This is a genomic window from Candidatus Zixiibacteriota bacterium, from assembly GCA_040756055.1.
GTDB lineage: Bacteria > Zixibacteria > MSB-5A5 > GN15 > FEB-12.
On record JBFLZR010000008.1, the window covers coordinates 67,137 to 82,600 of the forward strand.

A 15,464-nucleotide genomic window follows, 5' to 3' on the forward strand; every position below is an offset into this window, starting at 1 on the left:
TTGAGGGGGCATATTATAAACATGCGTACAAAGAGTTACATTGTACTCGTTTTGTGCGGATTTCTGTTGGTAAGCCCAATCATCTCGTTCACCATCAAGTCAGTGCTCGCCTCGGACACCGCCAGGGCGATTTTACAGGAGGATTCGTCGGCAGCCAAGTCTGAGCCGGCGGTGTTGCCTCCGGGGGAACCATCGCTGGTTTATACTATCGTAATAGAGGGGGCGATCGGGACGGTTACGGATGACCGCATTGAGGGCGCCATAGAGATAGCCGAAGAGGACAAGGCGGAGCTCTTGGTGATATATTTGGATACGCCGGGGGGATTTTCGAAGCCGACGTGGTCCATTTCCAAGAATATTCTGAATTCGTATGTGCCGGTTTGTATGTACATAGCGCCATCGGGAGCCCGGGCCGGGTCGGCCGGAGTTTATATGACGTACGCGGCGCATTTTGCCGCTATGGCGCCATCGACAAATATCGGTGCGGCGCATCCTGTTTCCGGCGATGGACAGGAGATCGATTCGGTGATGAACGAGAAAATCACCAACGATGCTGTCGCCCAGATCAGGGCAGCCGCGGAGAAGAGGGGACGGAACGCGGAGTGGGCCGAAAATGCGGTTCGCCAATCGGTCTCGGTTACGGATAACGAGGCGTTGCAGCTGAATGTGATCGATTTCAGGGCCGACAATCTGGACGATTTGCTCAAGCAGATAGATGGTAAGGTGACCGATATTCCTTCGGGCAAAAAGACGATGTCGCTTGGTAATTTTGAGGTCAGGGAGATAAAGAGCACGTTTGTTCACCGGGTTTTGGAGGTCATAACTTCGCCCGATGTGGCTTTTATACTCATGTCGATTGGCGGGCTTGGCATTATTCTGGAATTGTACAACCCCGGATCGATTCTTCCGGGAGTTGTCGGTGCGATCTGCCTGATCCTTGCCTTTTACGCTTTTCAGACTTTGCCAATAAACTACGCGGGGCTGGCGCTGATTGTGCTATCGGCCATATTGTTCATAGCCGAGATAAAGGTTGTCAGTCATGGTCTGTTAACCCTTGGAGGCATAGTCTCCTTCTTCTTTGGAGGCCTCATGTTAATTGATACTGTCGATCCGAACCTGCAGATATCCAAATCGGTGCTCATCACGGTAGTGGTATGTGTCGGTGTGATTGTGGCGGTGGTCTCGTGGTTGGTTATTAAGGCGGCGAAGCACCGGCCGTTTACCGGTGATGAGGGGATGATTGGAAAGTTGGCCGAGGTGAGAACCGAGGATATGGTTTATGTTGATGGCGCTCTGTGGAGGGCTGTCTGTGATCAGGCTCTCGTGAAAGGCGACAAGGTAGAGATAGTCAGTATAGAGGGACTTAAACTCAAAGTGAAGAAGATCAACCCTTAGAGAGGGGGATGGCAAATGCCTTTTCCAGCAATAGCGGTAGTAGCATTTATAGTTTTCTTAATCATCGTAAACGCCATCAAGATTCTAAAAGAATACGAGCGTGGCGTTATCTTCCGGCTTGGTCGCCTTATCGGCGCCAAGGGGCCGGGTTTGATTATCCTGATACCGATGGTCGATAAGATGGTTAAAGTCGACCTGCGCGTGCTTACATTTGATGTACCTCCGCAGGACGTGATCACCAAGGATAACGTCTCCGTGAAAGTCAACGCGGTGCTGTATTTTCAGGTGCTTGACCCCAATAGGGCCATTGTATCAGTAGCTAATTACTTCGAGGCGACATCGCAGATTGCCCAGACGACTCTCAGGTCGGTGTTGGGGCAGGTGGAATTGGATGATCTGCTGGCGAATCGCGAGAAGATCAATGCCGAGCTTCAGCACATTATCGACGATCAGACGGAGCCATGGGGTATCAAGGTTTCGGTTGTGGAAGTGAAAAATGTTGACCTTCCGCCCGAAATGATTCGCGCGATAGCACGTCAGGCCGAAGCCGAACGTGAACGTCGCTCGAAGGTCATTCATGCTGATGGCGAATTCCAGGCCGCGCAAAAGCTGGCTGATGCCGCTCAGGTTATCGGAACAGCTCCCCACGCGATGAATCTCCGATTCCTGCAGACGCTGGTTGAGGTGTCAGCGGAGAAGAATTCGACGCTGATATTCCCGGTGCCGGTTGATCTGCTTCAGTCGCTCAAGAATTTCCTCGACATCAAGTCCGGCAAGGATTCCAGCGCGATGGATGTGTAGGCGGGGACACAAGTGATTCGTAAAGGCAGGGTTCTTTCGAGCCCTGTCTTTTCATAACTGCGGGATCAAAATAAAAAAACGGCCGGTTTCCCGGCCGTTGCTATTTACGCTATCCGTCAAGTGTTACTTGAGCAGTCGCTTTCTGAGTCCCGCTCCGACCAGACCGAGACCGAATAGAAGCAATGTGCCCGGTTCTGGTATGGCAGTCTCGGTATCAGGACGAAGGATTTTAAAATCAACTGAACCATCGGCGGCGGCAAGGAGATGGTCAGCATTGTAAAACCCGGTGTTCCGAATGGTATTGAATTCATCGTAGGTTTGAGAGAACCCATCCTTCGCGTAAAAATCACCCCAGACCGGAGCCTGCCAGCTATAGAAAGAGTAGGTGGTAGCGCCGTCTTCGAGACCCCAATCGAGTTTCATGGAGTTGGTGATGCCATCGTAGCTGCCAAACTCAACATCGCCACCATCCATACTGAAGCCCCAGAAGCGGGACGACGGTACATTGGGGGAGATTTCGAGGGTCAGATGGCTGACTTCGTTGTCGTATAACGGAGCGCCGGCGAGAGTGGTCATGGTGTACTGATAGAACCAGGACTGATCTGCTTGCTGAGTGACATCCCACGAAATCATGAAATTCTGTCCCCAGTCACCGGTGCCCGTAAGACCGCCGTTGTCGGTGCTTAACATTCCGGCAAAGCCAAAAGCGCTCAATGGTGCCAAGGCTATGAGCACTGCCAAAGTTAGCAAAATTCTCTTCAAAATAAGCCCCTTATTGTTGTTTTCTTGTCCACGTCCATTTTGAATACAATTCAACACAATCTGTAAAGCAACTTGCGTACCGCAGACAGCGACCATGCCGGAGTATTTTGGCCTAATATAAGTTGTTTTTGTACAGCCGGTTGTAGGGCCCGGTGAAGTTGTCAGCGGTAACGGTTTGTGTTATCTCTTCCTGGAGTGTGAAATTAAAGTCACATTCTACGTACCCGAATGTCATTTTCTCACCCGATATTTCTTGTTTGTGCCGGGGTTCGTTTTGCTTATATTCCTTTCCATCATGAGAGGCAAACGGACCGACTACATAAGCTGGGAGGAGTATTTTATGGCTATTGCCCAGCTTTCGGCCAAGCGTTCGAAGGATCCTTCGACCCAGGTAGGCGCTTGTATCGTAAACAAAAACAAGCGGATAATCGGAATCGGCTACAACGGGTTTCCCACCGGCTGCTCGGACGACGAACTACCGTGGGACAGGGAAGGGGACTTTTTGAATACGAAATACCCCTACGTTTGCCATGCCGAAATGAACGCCATCACCAATGCCGCGAACAAGCCCGACCTCGATGGCGCCAGTCTCTATGTCTCACTTTTCCCTTGCAATGAGTGCGCTAAACTTATTGTACAGGTGGGGATTAAAGAGGTCGTATTCTTGTCGGACAAGTACAACGGCGATCCCATCTTTGTTGCCGCCCGTAAAATCTTTGATATGGCTGGGGTGACGTACCGGCAGTTGAAGCCGACCCACGGGGCGATCGAGCTGTCGCTTGACATGGACTGAGTCCGCCGGTTTTTCCACAAGGCGCCTCATCACCCAGAACTTTTTTAAGTTTAATGTTGTTAGACACTCATTAAAAATTATATTAGCCGCTTATTAAATACATGAAAAGTATATACCATCCCTGTAACCCCGTTGAGGAGATGTACCCATGACCAAGACCAAGGAAGATATCCTGAGGATGATCGACGAGGCCGGCGTCCGCTATATCCGGCTGTGTTTTACCGACATTCTGGGGAAGATCAAAGGAATGTCGATTACTCGTTCCGAGATAGAGCAAGTACTTGAGGAAGGTCAGGGGTTTGATGGTTCTTCGGTGGAAGGGTTCGCGCGCATTGAAGAATCGGATCTGATGGCCATACCGGATCCGGTTACTTTTCGAATCATACCGTGGGATATCGCCGGGGAGAAGGTCGCGACAATGTTTTGCGACATTCAGAATCCGGACGGCACTCCGTATGAAGGTGATCCCAGATGGGTCCTTCGCAAGAACCTGGCCAGGCTGGTCGACAAGGGCTGGACATATAATGTGGGGCCGGAGATTGAATATTTTTATTTCGAGAATTCGTGTTCCACAGTGCCTATAGATACGGCCGGTTATTTTGACTACGGCACGGTTGATATAGGCACGCGAGTTCGCAAGGAGACAGTGAGGGCGCTCGAGCAGATGGGTATTCCGGTGGAGTGTTCGCATCATGAGGTAGCGCCCAGCCAGCACGAGATTGACCTGAAATATCAGGAAGCTCTGGTCATGGCGGATTTCGCGCAGTTGTACCGTTTTGTGGTCAAAGAGGTGGCCATGGAGAACAGCTTATATGCCACCTTCATGCCCAAGCCCATATACGGTGAGAACGGAAGCGGCATGCATTGCCATATGTCGCTGTTCGACAAGAACCGCAACCTGTTTTTCGATGCCAGGGGACGGTATAACCTCTCCAAGCTGGGTCAGCATTTCACGGCAGGCGTTCTTCGTCATATCAAAGAGTTCACACTGGTCACGAACCAGTGGGTGAACTCTTACAAGCGGCTTGTTCCCGGTTACGAGGCTCCTGTGTATATCAGCTGGGGTCGTCGCAACCGTTCGAGTATGATCAGGGTGCCTATGTATCGTGTGGGTAAAGAACAGGCCACGCGTATCGAACTTCGTTCGCCCGATCCGGCGGCCAACCCGTACCTTGCTTTTGCCTGCATGCTGGCCGCGGGGCTTGATGGTATCGAGAAGGGTTGGGAACTTCCTGATCCGGTGGAAGAAAACATCTTCAATATGACCAGCGAGACAAAAGCGGGTCTTAAGATCGACACTCTTCCCAACTCGCTCGAGAACGCGGTAAATGAGTTCGAGCAATCAGAATTCGCGAGAGAGACATTGGGCGCTCATATCTTTGAGAAGCTGATAGCCAACAAACGCATCGAGTGGGATCGGTATCGCATACATGTCAGCCAGTTCGAGACCGACAAGTATCTCCCGATGTTATAGAGCGGTATTGTCAAGTGTGGTTGATAGGCAGCGCGAGGTCTTGCTATGACTTGGTGACTATGTCTCCCCAATCTGCATGTATGATCTCAAATATCTGACTTCCGAGGTGAGCATCGCCACCTGCGTCATCCCACTCGCAAGTAGGGGCGAAGATTAGCCAGAGTTTTCTCTTGTCCTCATTGGGTATATCACCTTGCGCCAGTCTTATGGACATTTGGCGACAGAATAATCCGAGTTCGTCGGAGTAATGTTGTGAGTCCCAAATATCTGTGTGTCCGCGGGATTCGAAAAAGTCAGAAGCCTTTTCCAAAAGAGGGATCAATCTCTCTAGTGACTGTTTTTCCATTTTTATCCTCCCAAGCGATTACGTCGTGCATTCCGTAAGCTAGGTCCACTTACCACTAATGTCAACAACTGCCGAATGTCAGGACAATGCCCTAGTCAACTGCCAGCCCGCTGGGAGACAAATTCGTTGACTATTGTCTGCCAATATCAGACAATTGGACTGTGGTATTTGCCCGGCACAAGAATTTGACAGAAAAATAACGCAGATGAGGTTACACAGTGCCATACGTTGAACTGAAAGATTTCAAGCTTCATTATATAGATATCCCGGCAAAGCGGGATAACAGCGGCAATTTCCCAATTGTCATGCTGCACGGGTTCACGCTCGATCACCGGATGTGGCTCGACGACGCCGCGTATTTCAGCCAGTGGTACCGGGTGATCCTTCCCGACTTCAAGGGGCATGGGCTGTCTGATGCTCCGCAATCGGGCTACAGTCGGGCCCACCGGGTAGAGGATATGATCGGGCTTCTGGACAGTCTGTCAATCGACAAAGCCCATGTGGTCGGATTGTCTATGGGGGGGACGACGGCACTGGGGATGGCACTCAAGTATCCCGGTCGGTTGGCTTCGATGACGCTGGTATCGACCTCGGCGGCAGGTTTTGACCCGGGGCCGAAAATACGCAAGATTGATGAAATCGCCCGCAGCCAGGGTCTTGAAAGCGCAAAAGAGAAATGGATCAAGTCTTCGCTCAGGTATTTCGGAAGCGACAAGCGCCATATCAGGGATTTGCTTGAGACCATGATGACCGAGCATTCGGGGGCGGTCTGGGCCGACCCGATGAGGGGAAAGTATCCGCGGGAGAGTGATCTTGAGCGGGTACACGAGATCAGGTTACCGACGCTGATATTGGCCGGGGAGTTGGACCGTCCTTTCGTGCCGCTGGCCAGGGAGCTTCATAAGAGGATTCCCGGCAGTCGACTCAGTATTTACGACAATACAGGGCACATGCTCAATTTAGAGACTGTCAACAAGTTCAGGGGTGACCTTAAAGTATTCCTTGAAGGAATTTATTGACCCTGATATCTGATTTCCCGTTCAGACAGGGAATGAGTTTGACAACGCTATCCGTTGGCGTATATTCCATTTTGACCTCGTAGGGAAGCCGTTATCCATAGATTAACAATGTTGATGAAAGGACTCAGGAGGTAGACTTGTTTCACGACGACTGGCCCAATATAGCGGTTTTTATCTCCGGAAGCGGCAGTAATCTTCAGGCTTTAATCGATGCTACCAAGTCGGGTATACTGGCGGCCAGGATTGCCTACGTGGTTTCGAACCGCCGCGATGCCTACGGGCTTGAACGGGCGGCCGGAGAGGGTATTGAGACATTCGTTTTTAAAGAGAAAAAGTTCGCGACAGCTGAGGCGGCCGGTGATGACCTTCTGAGTAAGCTCAAGGAACGTAAAATCGAGTATATCGCCCTGGCGGGATACCTCAAGTTGCTTCCGGTAGCAGTCGTCAAAGGGTATCACAGCAGGATCGTGAACATTCACCCGGCTCTGCTTCCTAAATATGGCGGTAAGGGCATGTACGGGCATTTCGTGCATGAAGCTGTGATTGCCAACGGAGACAAGGAGTCGGGAGTTACCATACATATAGTAGACGAGTTCTACGACCATGGCAGGATTCTCGAACAGGCCAAAGTACCGGTGCATGCGGATGACACGCCGGACACGCTGGCGGCGAGGGTCTTAAAACAGGAACATAAGTTGTACCCCCGGGTACTGGATAAACTTATAAAAGGAAAGTACGATTTAGACAATGGCTGATGTAGTATTGCACACTCATATCGAAGAATATCCTCTTCTTGTGCGCGGCAAGGTGCGCGATGTATATGATCTCGGTGATTCGCTTTTGTTTGTGGCGAGTGACCGTATCTCGGCGTTCGATGTTGTCATGCCGAACGGGATTCCTCACAAGGGGAAGGTTTTGACGGCGATGTCTTTGTTCTGGTTTGACTTTTTGAAAGATTCCGTGGAGAGTCATTTAATAACGGCCGATGTTGATGAGTACCCGGAGCGGCTGCGCAAGCATCGGGAAATGCTCGATGGCCGTTCCATGATAGTGATAAAGGCGGACAGGATTGACTGCGAATGTATTGTTCGCGGATATATTTCGGGTTCGATGTGGAAAGAACTCAAGCAGGCTCGCCAAGAGGGCAGCAATACAGTTCACGGTTTCGAGTTTCCGGCTGATCTTCAGGAGTCACAAAAGCTGCCGGAGGATTTGTTCACACCGTCATCGAAGAACGATTCCGGTCATGACGAGAATATAAGTTACCAGCAGTTGGTGGAACTGATTGGTCCGGAAACCGCGGCTATGTGCCGTGACAAGTCGCTCGAGATATACAAGAAAGCGGCGGATTACGCTCTCACCAAGGGGATCATCATAGCCGACACCAAGTTCGAATTCGGGTTCAAGGATGGTCGTTTTATACTTATCGACGAGGTGCTTTCGCCGGATTCAAGTCGTTTCTGGCCGGTCGACAAATACGAAATCGGCCGGGGGCAGCCGTCGTTCGACAAGCAGCCGATACGCGACTATCTCGACAAGTTGGGTTGGAACAAAAAGCCGCCGGCGCCGGAACTTCCAGATGAGGTAGTCAGCGCTTCGGCCGAGCGATATTTGAAGGCTCAAAAACTTTTGACAGGCAAATAGGAAATGGCAGATTCAGTCAATATCAAGAGGGCGTTGATTTCGGTCTCTGACAAGACCGGCATTGAAAAGTTAGCTAAATCTCTCGAGGAGATGGGGGTGGAGATAATTTCTACGGGGGGTACTCTCAAGGTCCTGAAGAAGGCGGGAGTGCACGTCATTTCCGTTTCGACATTCACCGGCGCTCCGGAGATACTTGGGGGACGCGTCAAAACCCTGCATCCGAGGGTTCACGCGGGCATTCTCTATCGGCGGGATAATGAAGGTGATATCGAGCAGATGCGCCAGACTGACTGCCGCGGTATTGATCTTGTGGTGGTGAATCTCTATCCGTTTCAGCAGACGGTTGCTAAGAAAGAGTCCACTGATTCGGAGATAATCGAGAATATCGATATCGGTGGACCGTCGATGATTCGCGCCGCGGCAAAAAACCACGAGAGTGTGACCGTAATCACCGACCCGTCTGATTATGACACCCTTCTCGGTCAGCTTCGCGACAACGACGGCAACACCACGCTGGCGTTCAGGCGCGAGTGTGCCCGCAAGGCTTTCGCGATGACGTCGGAATATGACACCGCCATAGCCTCGTATTTCACCGCCGGCAAACCGGAACAGGGGGGATTTCCGCAGATACTCAACCTGAATTTCGTTCAGAAGTCAGGGCTTCGCTATGGTGAAAATCCGCACCAGCAGGCGTCGCTATACAAGCTCAGCGGTTTTAAGAATGCCTCGCTTCTCGATGCCGAGCAGCATGCGGGGAAAGAGTTGTCGTTTAACAACTATTATGATCTTGATGCCTGTCTCGAGATGCTTCTGGATTTCGCCGAGCCGTTTGCCTGTGTTCTCAAACATGCCAACCCATGTGGCGCGGCGATCGGGAAGACGCTGGCGGAAGCGTATCAGAAAGCTTATGACAGCGATCCGCTTTCGGCCTACGGATCTATTATCGGGCTGAACAAGCGGGTCGATATCGATTGCGCCCAAATTCTACATGAAACGCCCTTCGTAGAATGTATTCTTGCGCCTTCATTCTCCGACGAGGCTATGACGCTTCTTCAGAAGAAGAAGAACCGCAGAATTCTCACTCTTGAGGCGATTGCCGCCGGACGTCCATCGGGAGAGACGGCCTATCGCTACATTCGCGGCGGGGTTTTAGTGCAAAGCGCTGACGACAGGGTGACCGACAAGGCAGAACTTCAGGTAGTCACCAAGCGTCCTCCAACTCAGAAGGAGATCACGGACCTTCTGTTTGGCTGGAAAGTGGTCAAACACACCAAGTCGAATGCCATTGTGCTGGCTAAAGACGGAGCCACGGTGGGAATAGGAATGGGGCAGACTTCACGCGTGGATTCGGGGTTCATGGCCGTAAAGCGGGCCGGTGAGCGGGCCAAAGGGGCGGTTATGGCGTCGGACGCGTTTTTCCCCATGCCTGATGGGGTGGAAGTGGCTACCGATGCCGGAGTCACGGCTATAATACAGCCGGGAGGCTCGAAGGGTGACGAGCAGGCTATTGAGGCCGCCGACAGGGCCAATGCCGCAATGGTGTTTACCGGCGTGAGGCACTTCAAGCACTAATATAATCCAGCTTTATTGGAGCAGAAACTCGCAATAATGCGGTAAAGCGCATTTCGCGCTGGAACCGACGGTTGGCGTTTGTCGTTTCTAACTCTTGAACGTCATTGGGTTGGTCACTTTCTAAGGCTGGTGGGAAAACACTTGTTGCAAAGTTTTTAACTGGGTGCTATTTTGAAAGAAATTAGGACGCTATTACGAGCTACATGAGAAATAGAATACTTGAGATCGTCGTATTCCTGATGGACTACATGAAGGACGAGCAGGACCGGCAGTCCGAATCCGACGATGTTTCCAATGCCCTGCGCAACCTTGGCTACTCCGAGCAGGAGATAGGGGCGGCCTATTCCTGGTTTTTGGAGCAGTTTAAGGGAGCTCCGGAGCAGTTCTTCTCGAAATTCCCCGAAAAGCATTCATCGCAGCGGATTCTTACGGAATCGGAGAGGCTATATTTGGCTTCGGAGGCGCATGGATTTCTCATCAAGCTTCTTAATGGCGGGATTATTAACGACGAGCAATTTGAATCGATTCTCGAGCGTGCAATTTTCTTCGCGAGCGAGCCGATTACGCTTGAGCAGATGAAGATAATCGCCTCGGCGGTGGTGTTTAACGAAGCCGATGATCTTGAAAGCCCGGCCTTGCTTCGTCCGGCGAATGACCAGTCTCATCTGGTTAACTGATTTCCCATGTCATTGAAAGACAAGAGAATACTGATTGGCTTAACGGGTGGAATCGCCTGTTATAAGATACCTTATCTGGTTCGTTTCCTGTGGAAGGAGAAAGCCGAGGTAAGGGTGATCATGACCGAGGCCGCTACCAGGTTTATCACACCGCTTACTCTTGAGAGCGTATCTAATAATCCTGTCGCTGTGGATATGTTTCCCGCTGACAGGTTCGTGGGTACCCGTCACATCGATATGGCACAATGGCCCGATTTAATCGTGGTTGCTCCTGCTACGGCCAATTTCATGGGCAAAGTTGCTTCGGGGATATCGGATGATCTTTTGACCACCGTTATATGTGCCTCGCCGAAGCCTCTTTTGATCGCCCCCGCGATGAATCCGCAGATGTGGCTCAACAAAATCACTCAGCGCAATTTCGCTGTTTTGAAGGGGTTGGGTTACGGGTTTATCGGTCCCGAAGAGGGTGGCACTGCCTGTGACCACTTTGGAATCGGGCGTATGGCCGAACCGCAGGAAATATTCGAAGTTATAAAAGCCTTCTTTGCCGCGCCCCCTGGCGGCCGAAAAAAAAAAGCCCTAAAAGATAAAAAGTTTGTTATCACGGCCGGTCCGACGCGGGAGGCTATTGACCCGGTCAGGTTCTTGAGCAATCGTTCATCGGGGAAGATGGGTTATGCGCTGGCCGAGGCTGCAGCTCAGCTTGGCGCGGAGACAGTCTTGATTTCCGGGCCGACGAATCTTGTAGCCCCGTCGGGAGTGAGGCTGGTAAACATAGAAACTACCGCCGAACTTCATGCTGCGGTAAAAAAAGAGTTCGCGAAAGCGGATTGTCTCGTGATGGCCGCCGCGCCGGCGGATTACATGCCCGAAAAGGCGGCAGTGAAGAAGATCAAGAAATCGGACAAGGGGTTGAGTCTGCCGTTGAAAGCGACGGTTGATATCCTCAAAGACGTTGGGAGCAGTAAGAAAAAGGGGCAGGTGGTTGTTGGATTCGCGCTGGAGACTGATGACGGCCTGACCAACGCCCGCAGCAAGTTGAAAAGCAAGAACCTTGACATGATTGTTCTTAACAGCCCGAGCGCGACGACCGGGTTTGAGCACGATACGAATGAAGTGACTATTCTGCTTCCGGGGAAGAAACCGATAGCTGTTCCCGTAGCATCAAAATCAGAAATCTCCATGCGAATCCTTGACGTGGTTGCCGGACTTCTTTAATATAGAAAGCCGGGACTAACCTCGTATGAAAGATAGCACTAACAATATTCAGCAGCTTCTGCGCCGTGCCATCGCGGCCCAGGTTGATATGGGTCTGGGGGAGGTTATTCTTCGCGGTGGCAAAGCTGCCGCGCAGATGCCGCAGGTTGGTCAGAAGGAAGTGACAAGGGTGGTATCGGTGATGAACCTCTTCGGGAAACCTGACATGAAAAAAGTATCTGCTTCGTATGAATCGTTGCCATCGCACTGTGCGGCGATATGCAACTGTCAATTGTGTTCTCTCGGGGCGACTCGGAACAAGTTCGTATATGGTGTTGGGAATCCCGATGCTGATCTGATGTTTATCGGGGAGGCTCCGGGCGCCGATGAGGACCGTCTCGGGGAGCCATTCGTGGGCCGCGCCGGGCAGCTACTTGACAAGATTCTGGCGGCGATACAGCTTTCGCGCCAGCAGGTGTATATAGCGAATATCTTAAAGTGTCGTCCTCCGAACAATCGTGACCCGCTTCCGGAGGAGATGGAGAAGTGTTTTCCGTATCTGGATGAGCAGATTCACCTGATTAAGCCAAAGCTTATTTGCGCACTGGGGCGAGTGGCGGCGCAGGCGCTTTTGAAGACGAGCGCTCCGCTGGGTAAATTGCGCAAGAACTGGCACAGCTATGAAGGTATTCCCATGCTCATCACTTATCACCCGGCGGCGTTGTTGAGGTTCCCTACCTACAAAAAGGATACCTGGGAAGATATGCAGATGCTGAAAGCGAGATTGGATTCCCTATAAAAAATGGCGCAACGAACACAATATAACAAGGAAACTGACAATCTTCAGCCGCCGCAGTCGCTCGATGCCGAGCAGGCGGTGCTGGGGTCGCTGCTTAAGGATGCCGAGGCGATCGGCCAGGCCATTGAAATCCTCGATGCCCCCGATAATTTCTATTATCCCAAACATCAGGCGATTTATAGGGCCATAATCGGTCTGTATGATAAAGGTGAGCCGTGTGATATCACCACTGTCTCAAATGCCCTGCTTAAAGACGGCAATCTGGAAAAGATAGGGGGGCGGGTTTACCTTGTCGAGTTGGTAGAAGGTGTGGCCTCGACAGCCAACATAGCGCATCACTGCAATATCGTGCTCGAAAAGGCAGTGCTCCGCAAGCTCATTCAGACCTCCAACGAAATCGTTCGAAGCTGCTATGCGATGGAACAGCCTGTCGACGCTCTACTGGACAGCGCCGAGGCGAACATTTTCTCCATATCGGAGAGTCGTCTGCGCAAGGGCTTTGCTTCGATCAAGGACCTGATGCCGTCAACGTTCGAGCAGATCGAGAATCTTCAGTCGGATCAGTCGGCGCTGGTCGGTATCAAGACAGGATTCACCGACCTCGATACCCTTACCAATGGACTTCATCGCGGCGACCTGATAATTGTGGCCGGCAGGCCATCGATGGGTAAGTCGTCGCTGGTGATGAATATGGCGGAGTATATCGCCGTGAATCTGAAAAAGGGCGTGGGCGTATTTTCTATTGAGATGTCGAGTGAGGCACTGGCGCTGCGTATGCTGTGCGGCCGGGCAAGGGTGTCGCAGCAACGGTTGCGGGCAGGGAAGCTGAGAAAAGAAGAGTGGCCGAAACTCACGGTTGCCGGTGGTTCATTGTCCGAGGCTCCGATTTTCATTGACGATTCTCCGATGTTGTCATCGCTTGAGATGAGAGCGAAGGCGCGGCGTTTGAAGGCCCAGCATGACATAGGTTTGATAATCGTAGACTATATCCAGATGATGCATGCTTCGGGAAGGCACGAGAATCGTCAGCAGGAGATTGCCTCGATCTCGCGCGCCATGAAAGTTCTCGCCAAAGAGATCGATATCCCGGTTATCGCCTGTTCCCAGTTATCGCGTATGGTGGAGCAAAGGGGTGGCGAGAAGAGACCGCAGTTGTCCGACCTGAGAGAATCGGGAGCTATCGAACAGGACGCCGATGTGGTGATGTTTGTGTATCGTTCGGAGCACTACATGAGTCACGTGGAAAAGACCGATCCGAAATATCTTGAGGTCGAAGGCAAGGCGGAGATTATCGTAGCCAAGCAGCGCAACGGCCCTACCGGCGTGGTCAATCTTGCTTTTGTCAAGGATTTCGCGAGGTTCGAGAACCTCGCGGCCGGCTACCGTGAGTTGCCTCCGGGCGCGGAGCCTGTTGAAGGTCAGGAAATACCTTTTTAAGGGGAGCCGATGGCGAGCGGACTGTATGAACTGGGACGACATGGCGTAAACTTCGTACGCACCATAGGCGGTACGTTCATACTCCTCGGCAAGTTTGCAGTTTCACTCAAACAAGTCCACAGGTCGTTTGGCCTGATTGTGGAACAACTCTACGTTGTCGGGGTGCGTTCGCTTCCACTTATTATTATCATATCGGTTTTTGTCGGCGCGGTATCCGCTTGGCAAGCGGCTTATCAGTTTAAATTTATCGGCGCGCCGCTACGGTTTCTGGGTCACGCTGTGGGCAAAGCCGTGGTGATAGAGCTGGCGCCGGTGTTATCGTCGATAGTCTTCGCCGGACGCGTGGGGGCCGGTATCACGGCGGAACTGGGAACGATGAAGGTTACCGAGCAGATCGACGCGCTCGAGTCGATGGGTATCAGCCCGGTGCGGTACCTCGTGATGCCGAGAGTGCTGGCCTGTTTGTTCATGGTGCCGTTTCTGGTGATTTTCGCCAATTTTGTTTCGATTCTGGGCGGGCTGGTGGTTTCGGTTATCGGCGTGGCGGTGTCGTCTGAGACATTTCTGTTCGGATTTCGGGATTCGTTCCAGCTTTCGGATTTCGTCAACGGTCTGGTGAAAGCTGCCGTTTTCGGTTTCATAATTGGGCTTGTGGGATGCTACCAGGGCTTCAACACGCGCGGCGGCGCCCAGGGGGTGGGCACGGCCACGACATCGTCGGTGGTGATCTCCATGGTGCTGATACTGGTCTTTAATTTCATTTTTGCCGTGATTCTATTTAGAGTGTGATATGGATACACCGCTGATAAAGATAGAAGATCTTCATAAGAGTTTCGACACACAAAAGGTACTTGACGGGGTCAGCCTGGAAATTAAGCGTGGCGAATCTATCGTAGTTATCGGACAGTCGGGATGTGGTAAATCAGTGCTGCTTAAGCATCTGATACGCCTGATGGAGCCTGACAGCGGGCAGGTGTTTTTCGATGGCGAGGATATAAGCAAACTCACTTTTGAACAACTGACCTCATTGAGACGCCGCTTCGGGATGCTTTTTCAGTCGGCGGCGCTCTTCGATTCCATGACGGTTGCGGAGAATGTTGGCCTTGGTCTGAAGGAAGCGCGAGAGCACAGCGCTGACGAGATCAGGCGCATTGTCAATGAGAAGCTGGAGATGGTCGGGCTGCAGGAGGCAGGCGACAAGGATCCATCGGAGCTTTCCGGCGGAATGCGCAAGAGAGTCGGGCTGGCCCGGGCCATAGCGAACTCGCCGGAGGTTCTTCTGTACGACGAACCGACCACCGGGCTGGATCCGATAACGTCAGACATGATCAATGAGTTGATTGTGCATCTTCGCGAGCGGCTCAAAGTAACCTCGGTAGCCGTAACGCACGATATGAAATCAGCCTTTCAGATCGCGGATCGTATCGTCATGCTATATAAAGGCCGAATAGAATTCGACGGTACTCCTGAAGAAATCAAGACTACTGATAACGCCGTGGTCCGGCAGTTCATCGCGGGGTCGGCAAGCGGCCCTATTCAGGTCTAAGT

General features: G+C 51.9%; 15 protein-coding genes. 14 read left to right on the forward strand and 1 reads right to left on the reverse strand.

What is annotated here, in order from left to right; genetic code table 11:
- Window positions 1–21 precede the first annotated feature (21 nt).
- Window positions 22–1,395 carry a nodulation protein NfeD gene (locus AB1483_13090; GenBank protein MEW6413385.1) on the forward strand — a complete coding sequence of 458 codons (1,374 nt, stop codon included), beginning with the start codon at window positions 22–24 and terminating at the stop codon, window positions 1,393–1,395.
- Between the two features lie 15 nt (window positions 1,396–1,410).
- A complete protein-coding gene (locus tag AB1483_13095) occupies window positions 1,411–2,196 on the forward strand; it encodes a slipin family protein (GenBank protein MEW6413386.1) in 786 nt (261 codons plus the stop codon).
- A gap of 123 nt (window positions 2,197–2,319) precedes the next feature.
- Here the strand turns inward: AB1483_13095 and AB1483_13100 are convergent, their stop codons facing one another.
- Window positions 2,320–2,958: a PEP-CTERM sorting domain-containing protein gene (locus tag AB1483_13100; protein ID MEW6413387.1), complete on the reverse strand. Its 639-nt coding sequence runs from the start codon at window positions 2,956–2,958 to the stop codon at window positions 2,320–2,322.
- Between the two features lie 295 nt (window positions 2,959–3,253).
- On the opposite strand from AB1483_13100, the gene AB1483_13105 reads away from it, so the two are divergent.
- The 12 genes from AB1483_13105 (at window position 3,254) to AB1483_13160 (ending at window position 15,462) form a co-directional block, all read left to right on the forward strand.
- Window positions 3,254–3,751, forward strand: coding sequence for a dCMP deaminase family protein (locus AB1483_13105; protein ID MEW6413388.1), 498 nt, complete (start codon window positions 3,254–3,256; stop codon window positions 3,749–3,751).
- Between the two features lie 148 nt (window positions 3,752–3,899).
- A complete protein-coding gene (locus AB1483_13110; GenBank protein MEW6413389.1) occupies window positions 3,900–5,225 on the forward strand; it encodes a glutamine synthetase family protein in 1,326 nt (441 codons plus the stop codon).
- 564 nt (window positions 5,226–5,789) lie between these two features.
- Window positions 5,790–6,590: an alpha/beta fold hydrolase gene (locus AB1483_13115; protein ID MEW6413390.1), complete on the forward strand. Its 801-nt coding sequence runs from the start codon at window positions 5,790–5,792 to the stop codon at window positions 6,588–6,590.
- A 137-nt stretch (window positions 6,591–6,727) separates the two neighbouring features.
- Window positions 6,728–7,345, forward strand: coding sequence for a phosphoribosylglycinamide formyltransferase (gene purN / locus AB1483_13120; GenBank protein ID MEW6413391.1), 618 nt, complete (start codon window positions 6,728–6,730; stop codon window positions 7,343–7,345).
- Entirely contained in the window at window positions 7,338–8,234 is an 897-nt protein-coding gene (locus tag AB1483_13125; GenBank protein ID MEW6413392.1) for a phosphoribosylaminoimidazolesuccinocarboxamide synthase, read from the forward strand. Before purN ends, AB1483_13125 begins: the two co-directional genes overlap by 8 nt.
- Before the next feature lie 3 nt (window positions 8,235–8,237).
- Window positions 8,238–9,806 carry a bifunctional phosphoribosylaminoimidazolecarboxamide formyltransferase/IMP cyclohydrolase gene (gene purH, locus AB1483_13130; protein ID MEW6413393.1) on the forward strand — a complete coding sequence of 523 codons (1,569 nt, stop codon included), beginning with the start codon at window positions 8,238–8,240 and terminating at the stop codon, window positions 9,804–9,806.
- Between the two features lie 203 nt (window positions 9,807–10,009).
- The gene (locus AB1483_13135) at window positions 10,010–10,483 is read left to right on the forward strand and encodes a DUF494 family protein (GenBank protein ID MEW6413394.1); all 474 of its coding nucleotides are present in this window, start codon (window positions 10,010–10,012) and stop codon (window positions 10,481–10,483) included.
- Window positions 10,484–10,489: 6 nt separating this feature from the next.
- Entirely contained in the window at window positions 10,490–11,701 is a 1,212-nt protein-coding gene (gene coaBC / locus AB1483_13140) for a bifunctional phosphopantothenoylcysteine decarboxylase/phosphopantothenate--cysteine ligase CoaBC (GenBank protein MEW6413395.1), read from the forward strand.
- Window positions 11,702–11,726: 25 nt separating this feature from the next.
- A complete protein-coding gene (locus AB1483_13145; GenBank protein MEW6413396.1) occupies window positions 11,727–12,479 on the forward strand; it encodes a uracil-DNA glycosylase in 753 nt (250 codons plus the stop codon).
- Window positions 12,480–12,482: 3 nt separating this feature from the next.
- Window positions 12,483–13,916 (forward strand): replicative DNA helicase, encoded by a 1,434-nt coding sequence (gene dnaB / locus AB1483_13150; protein ID MEW6413397.1) that lies wholly within the window; start codon window positions 12,483–12,485, stop codon window positions 13,914–13,916.
- Window positions 13,917–13,925: 9 nt separating this feature from the next.
- A complete protein-coding gene (locus tag AB1483_13155; GenBank protein MEW6413398.1) occupies window positions 13,926–14,705 on the forward strand; it encodes an ABC transporter permease in 780 nt (259 codons plus the stop codon).
- A 1-nt stretch (window position 14,706) separates the two neighbouring features.
- Complete coding sequence (locus AB1483_13160) at window positions 14,707–15,462, forward strand: ABC transporter ATP-binding protein (GenBank protein ID MEW6413399.1); 756 nt, start codon at window positions 14,707–14,709, stop codon at window positions 15,460–15,462.
- The last annotated feature ends 2 nt before the right edge of the window (window positions 15,463–15,464 follow it).

Bases quoted from the DNA above. Each gene is read 5' to 3' on its own strand.
- AB1483_13135 (MEW6413394.1), top strand. From the start codon at position 10,010: ATGAGAAATAGAATACTTGAGATCGTCGTATTCCTGATGGACTACATG.
- AB1483_13145 (MEW6413396.1), top strand. From the start codon at position 11,727: ATGAAAGATAGCACTAACAATATTCAGCAGCTTCTGCGCCGTGCCATC.
- AB1483_13160 (MEW6413399.1), top strand. From the start codon at position 14,707: ATGGATACACCGCTGATAAAGATAGAAGATCTTCATAAGAGTTTCGAC.
- dnaB (MEW6413397.1), top strand. From the start codon at position 12,483: ATGGCGCAACGAACACAATATAACAAGGAAACTGACAATCTTCAGCCG.
- AB1483_13110 (MEW6413389.1), top strand. From the start codon at position 3,900: ATGACCAAGACCAAGGAAGATATCCTGAGGATGATCGACGAGGCCGGC.
- AB1483_13105 (MEW6413388.1), top strand. From the start codon at position 3,254: ATGAGAGGCAAACGGACCGACTACATAAGCTGGGAGGAGTATTTTATG.
- coaBC (MEW6413395.1), top strand. From the start codon at position 10,490: ATGTCATTGAAAGACAAGAGAATACTGATTGGCTTAACGGGTGGAATC.
- purH (MEW6413393.1), top strand. From the start codon at position 8,238: ATGGCAGATTCAGTCAATATCAAGAGGGCGTTGATTTCGGTCTCTGAC.
- AB1483_13155 (MEW6413398.1), top strand. From the start codon at position 13,926: ATGGCGAGCGGACTGTATGAACTGGGACGACATGGCGTAAACTTCGTA.
- AB1483_13125 (MEW6413392.1), top strand. From the start codon at position 7,338: ATGGCTGATGTAGTATTGCACACTCATATCGAAGAATATCCTCTTCTT.
- AB1483_13095 (MEW6413386.1), top strand. From the start codon at position 1,411: ATGCCTTTTCCAGCAATAGCGGTAGTAGCATTTATAGTTTTCTTAATC.
- AB1483_13090 (MEW6413385.1), top strand. From the start codon at position 22: ATGCGTACAAAGAGTTACATTGTACTCGTTTTGTGCGGATTTCTGTTG.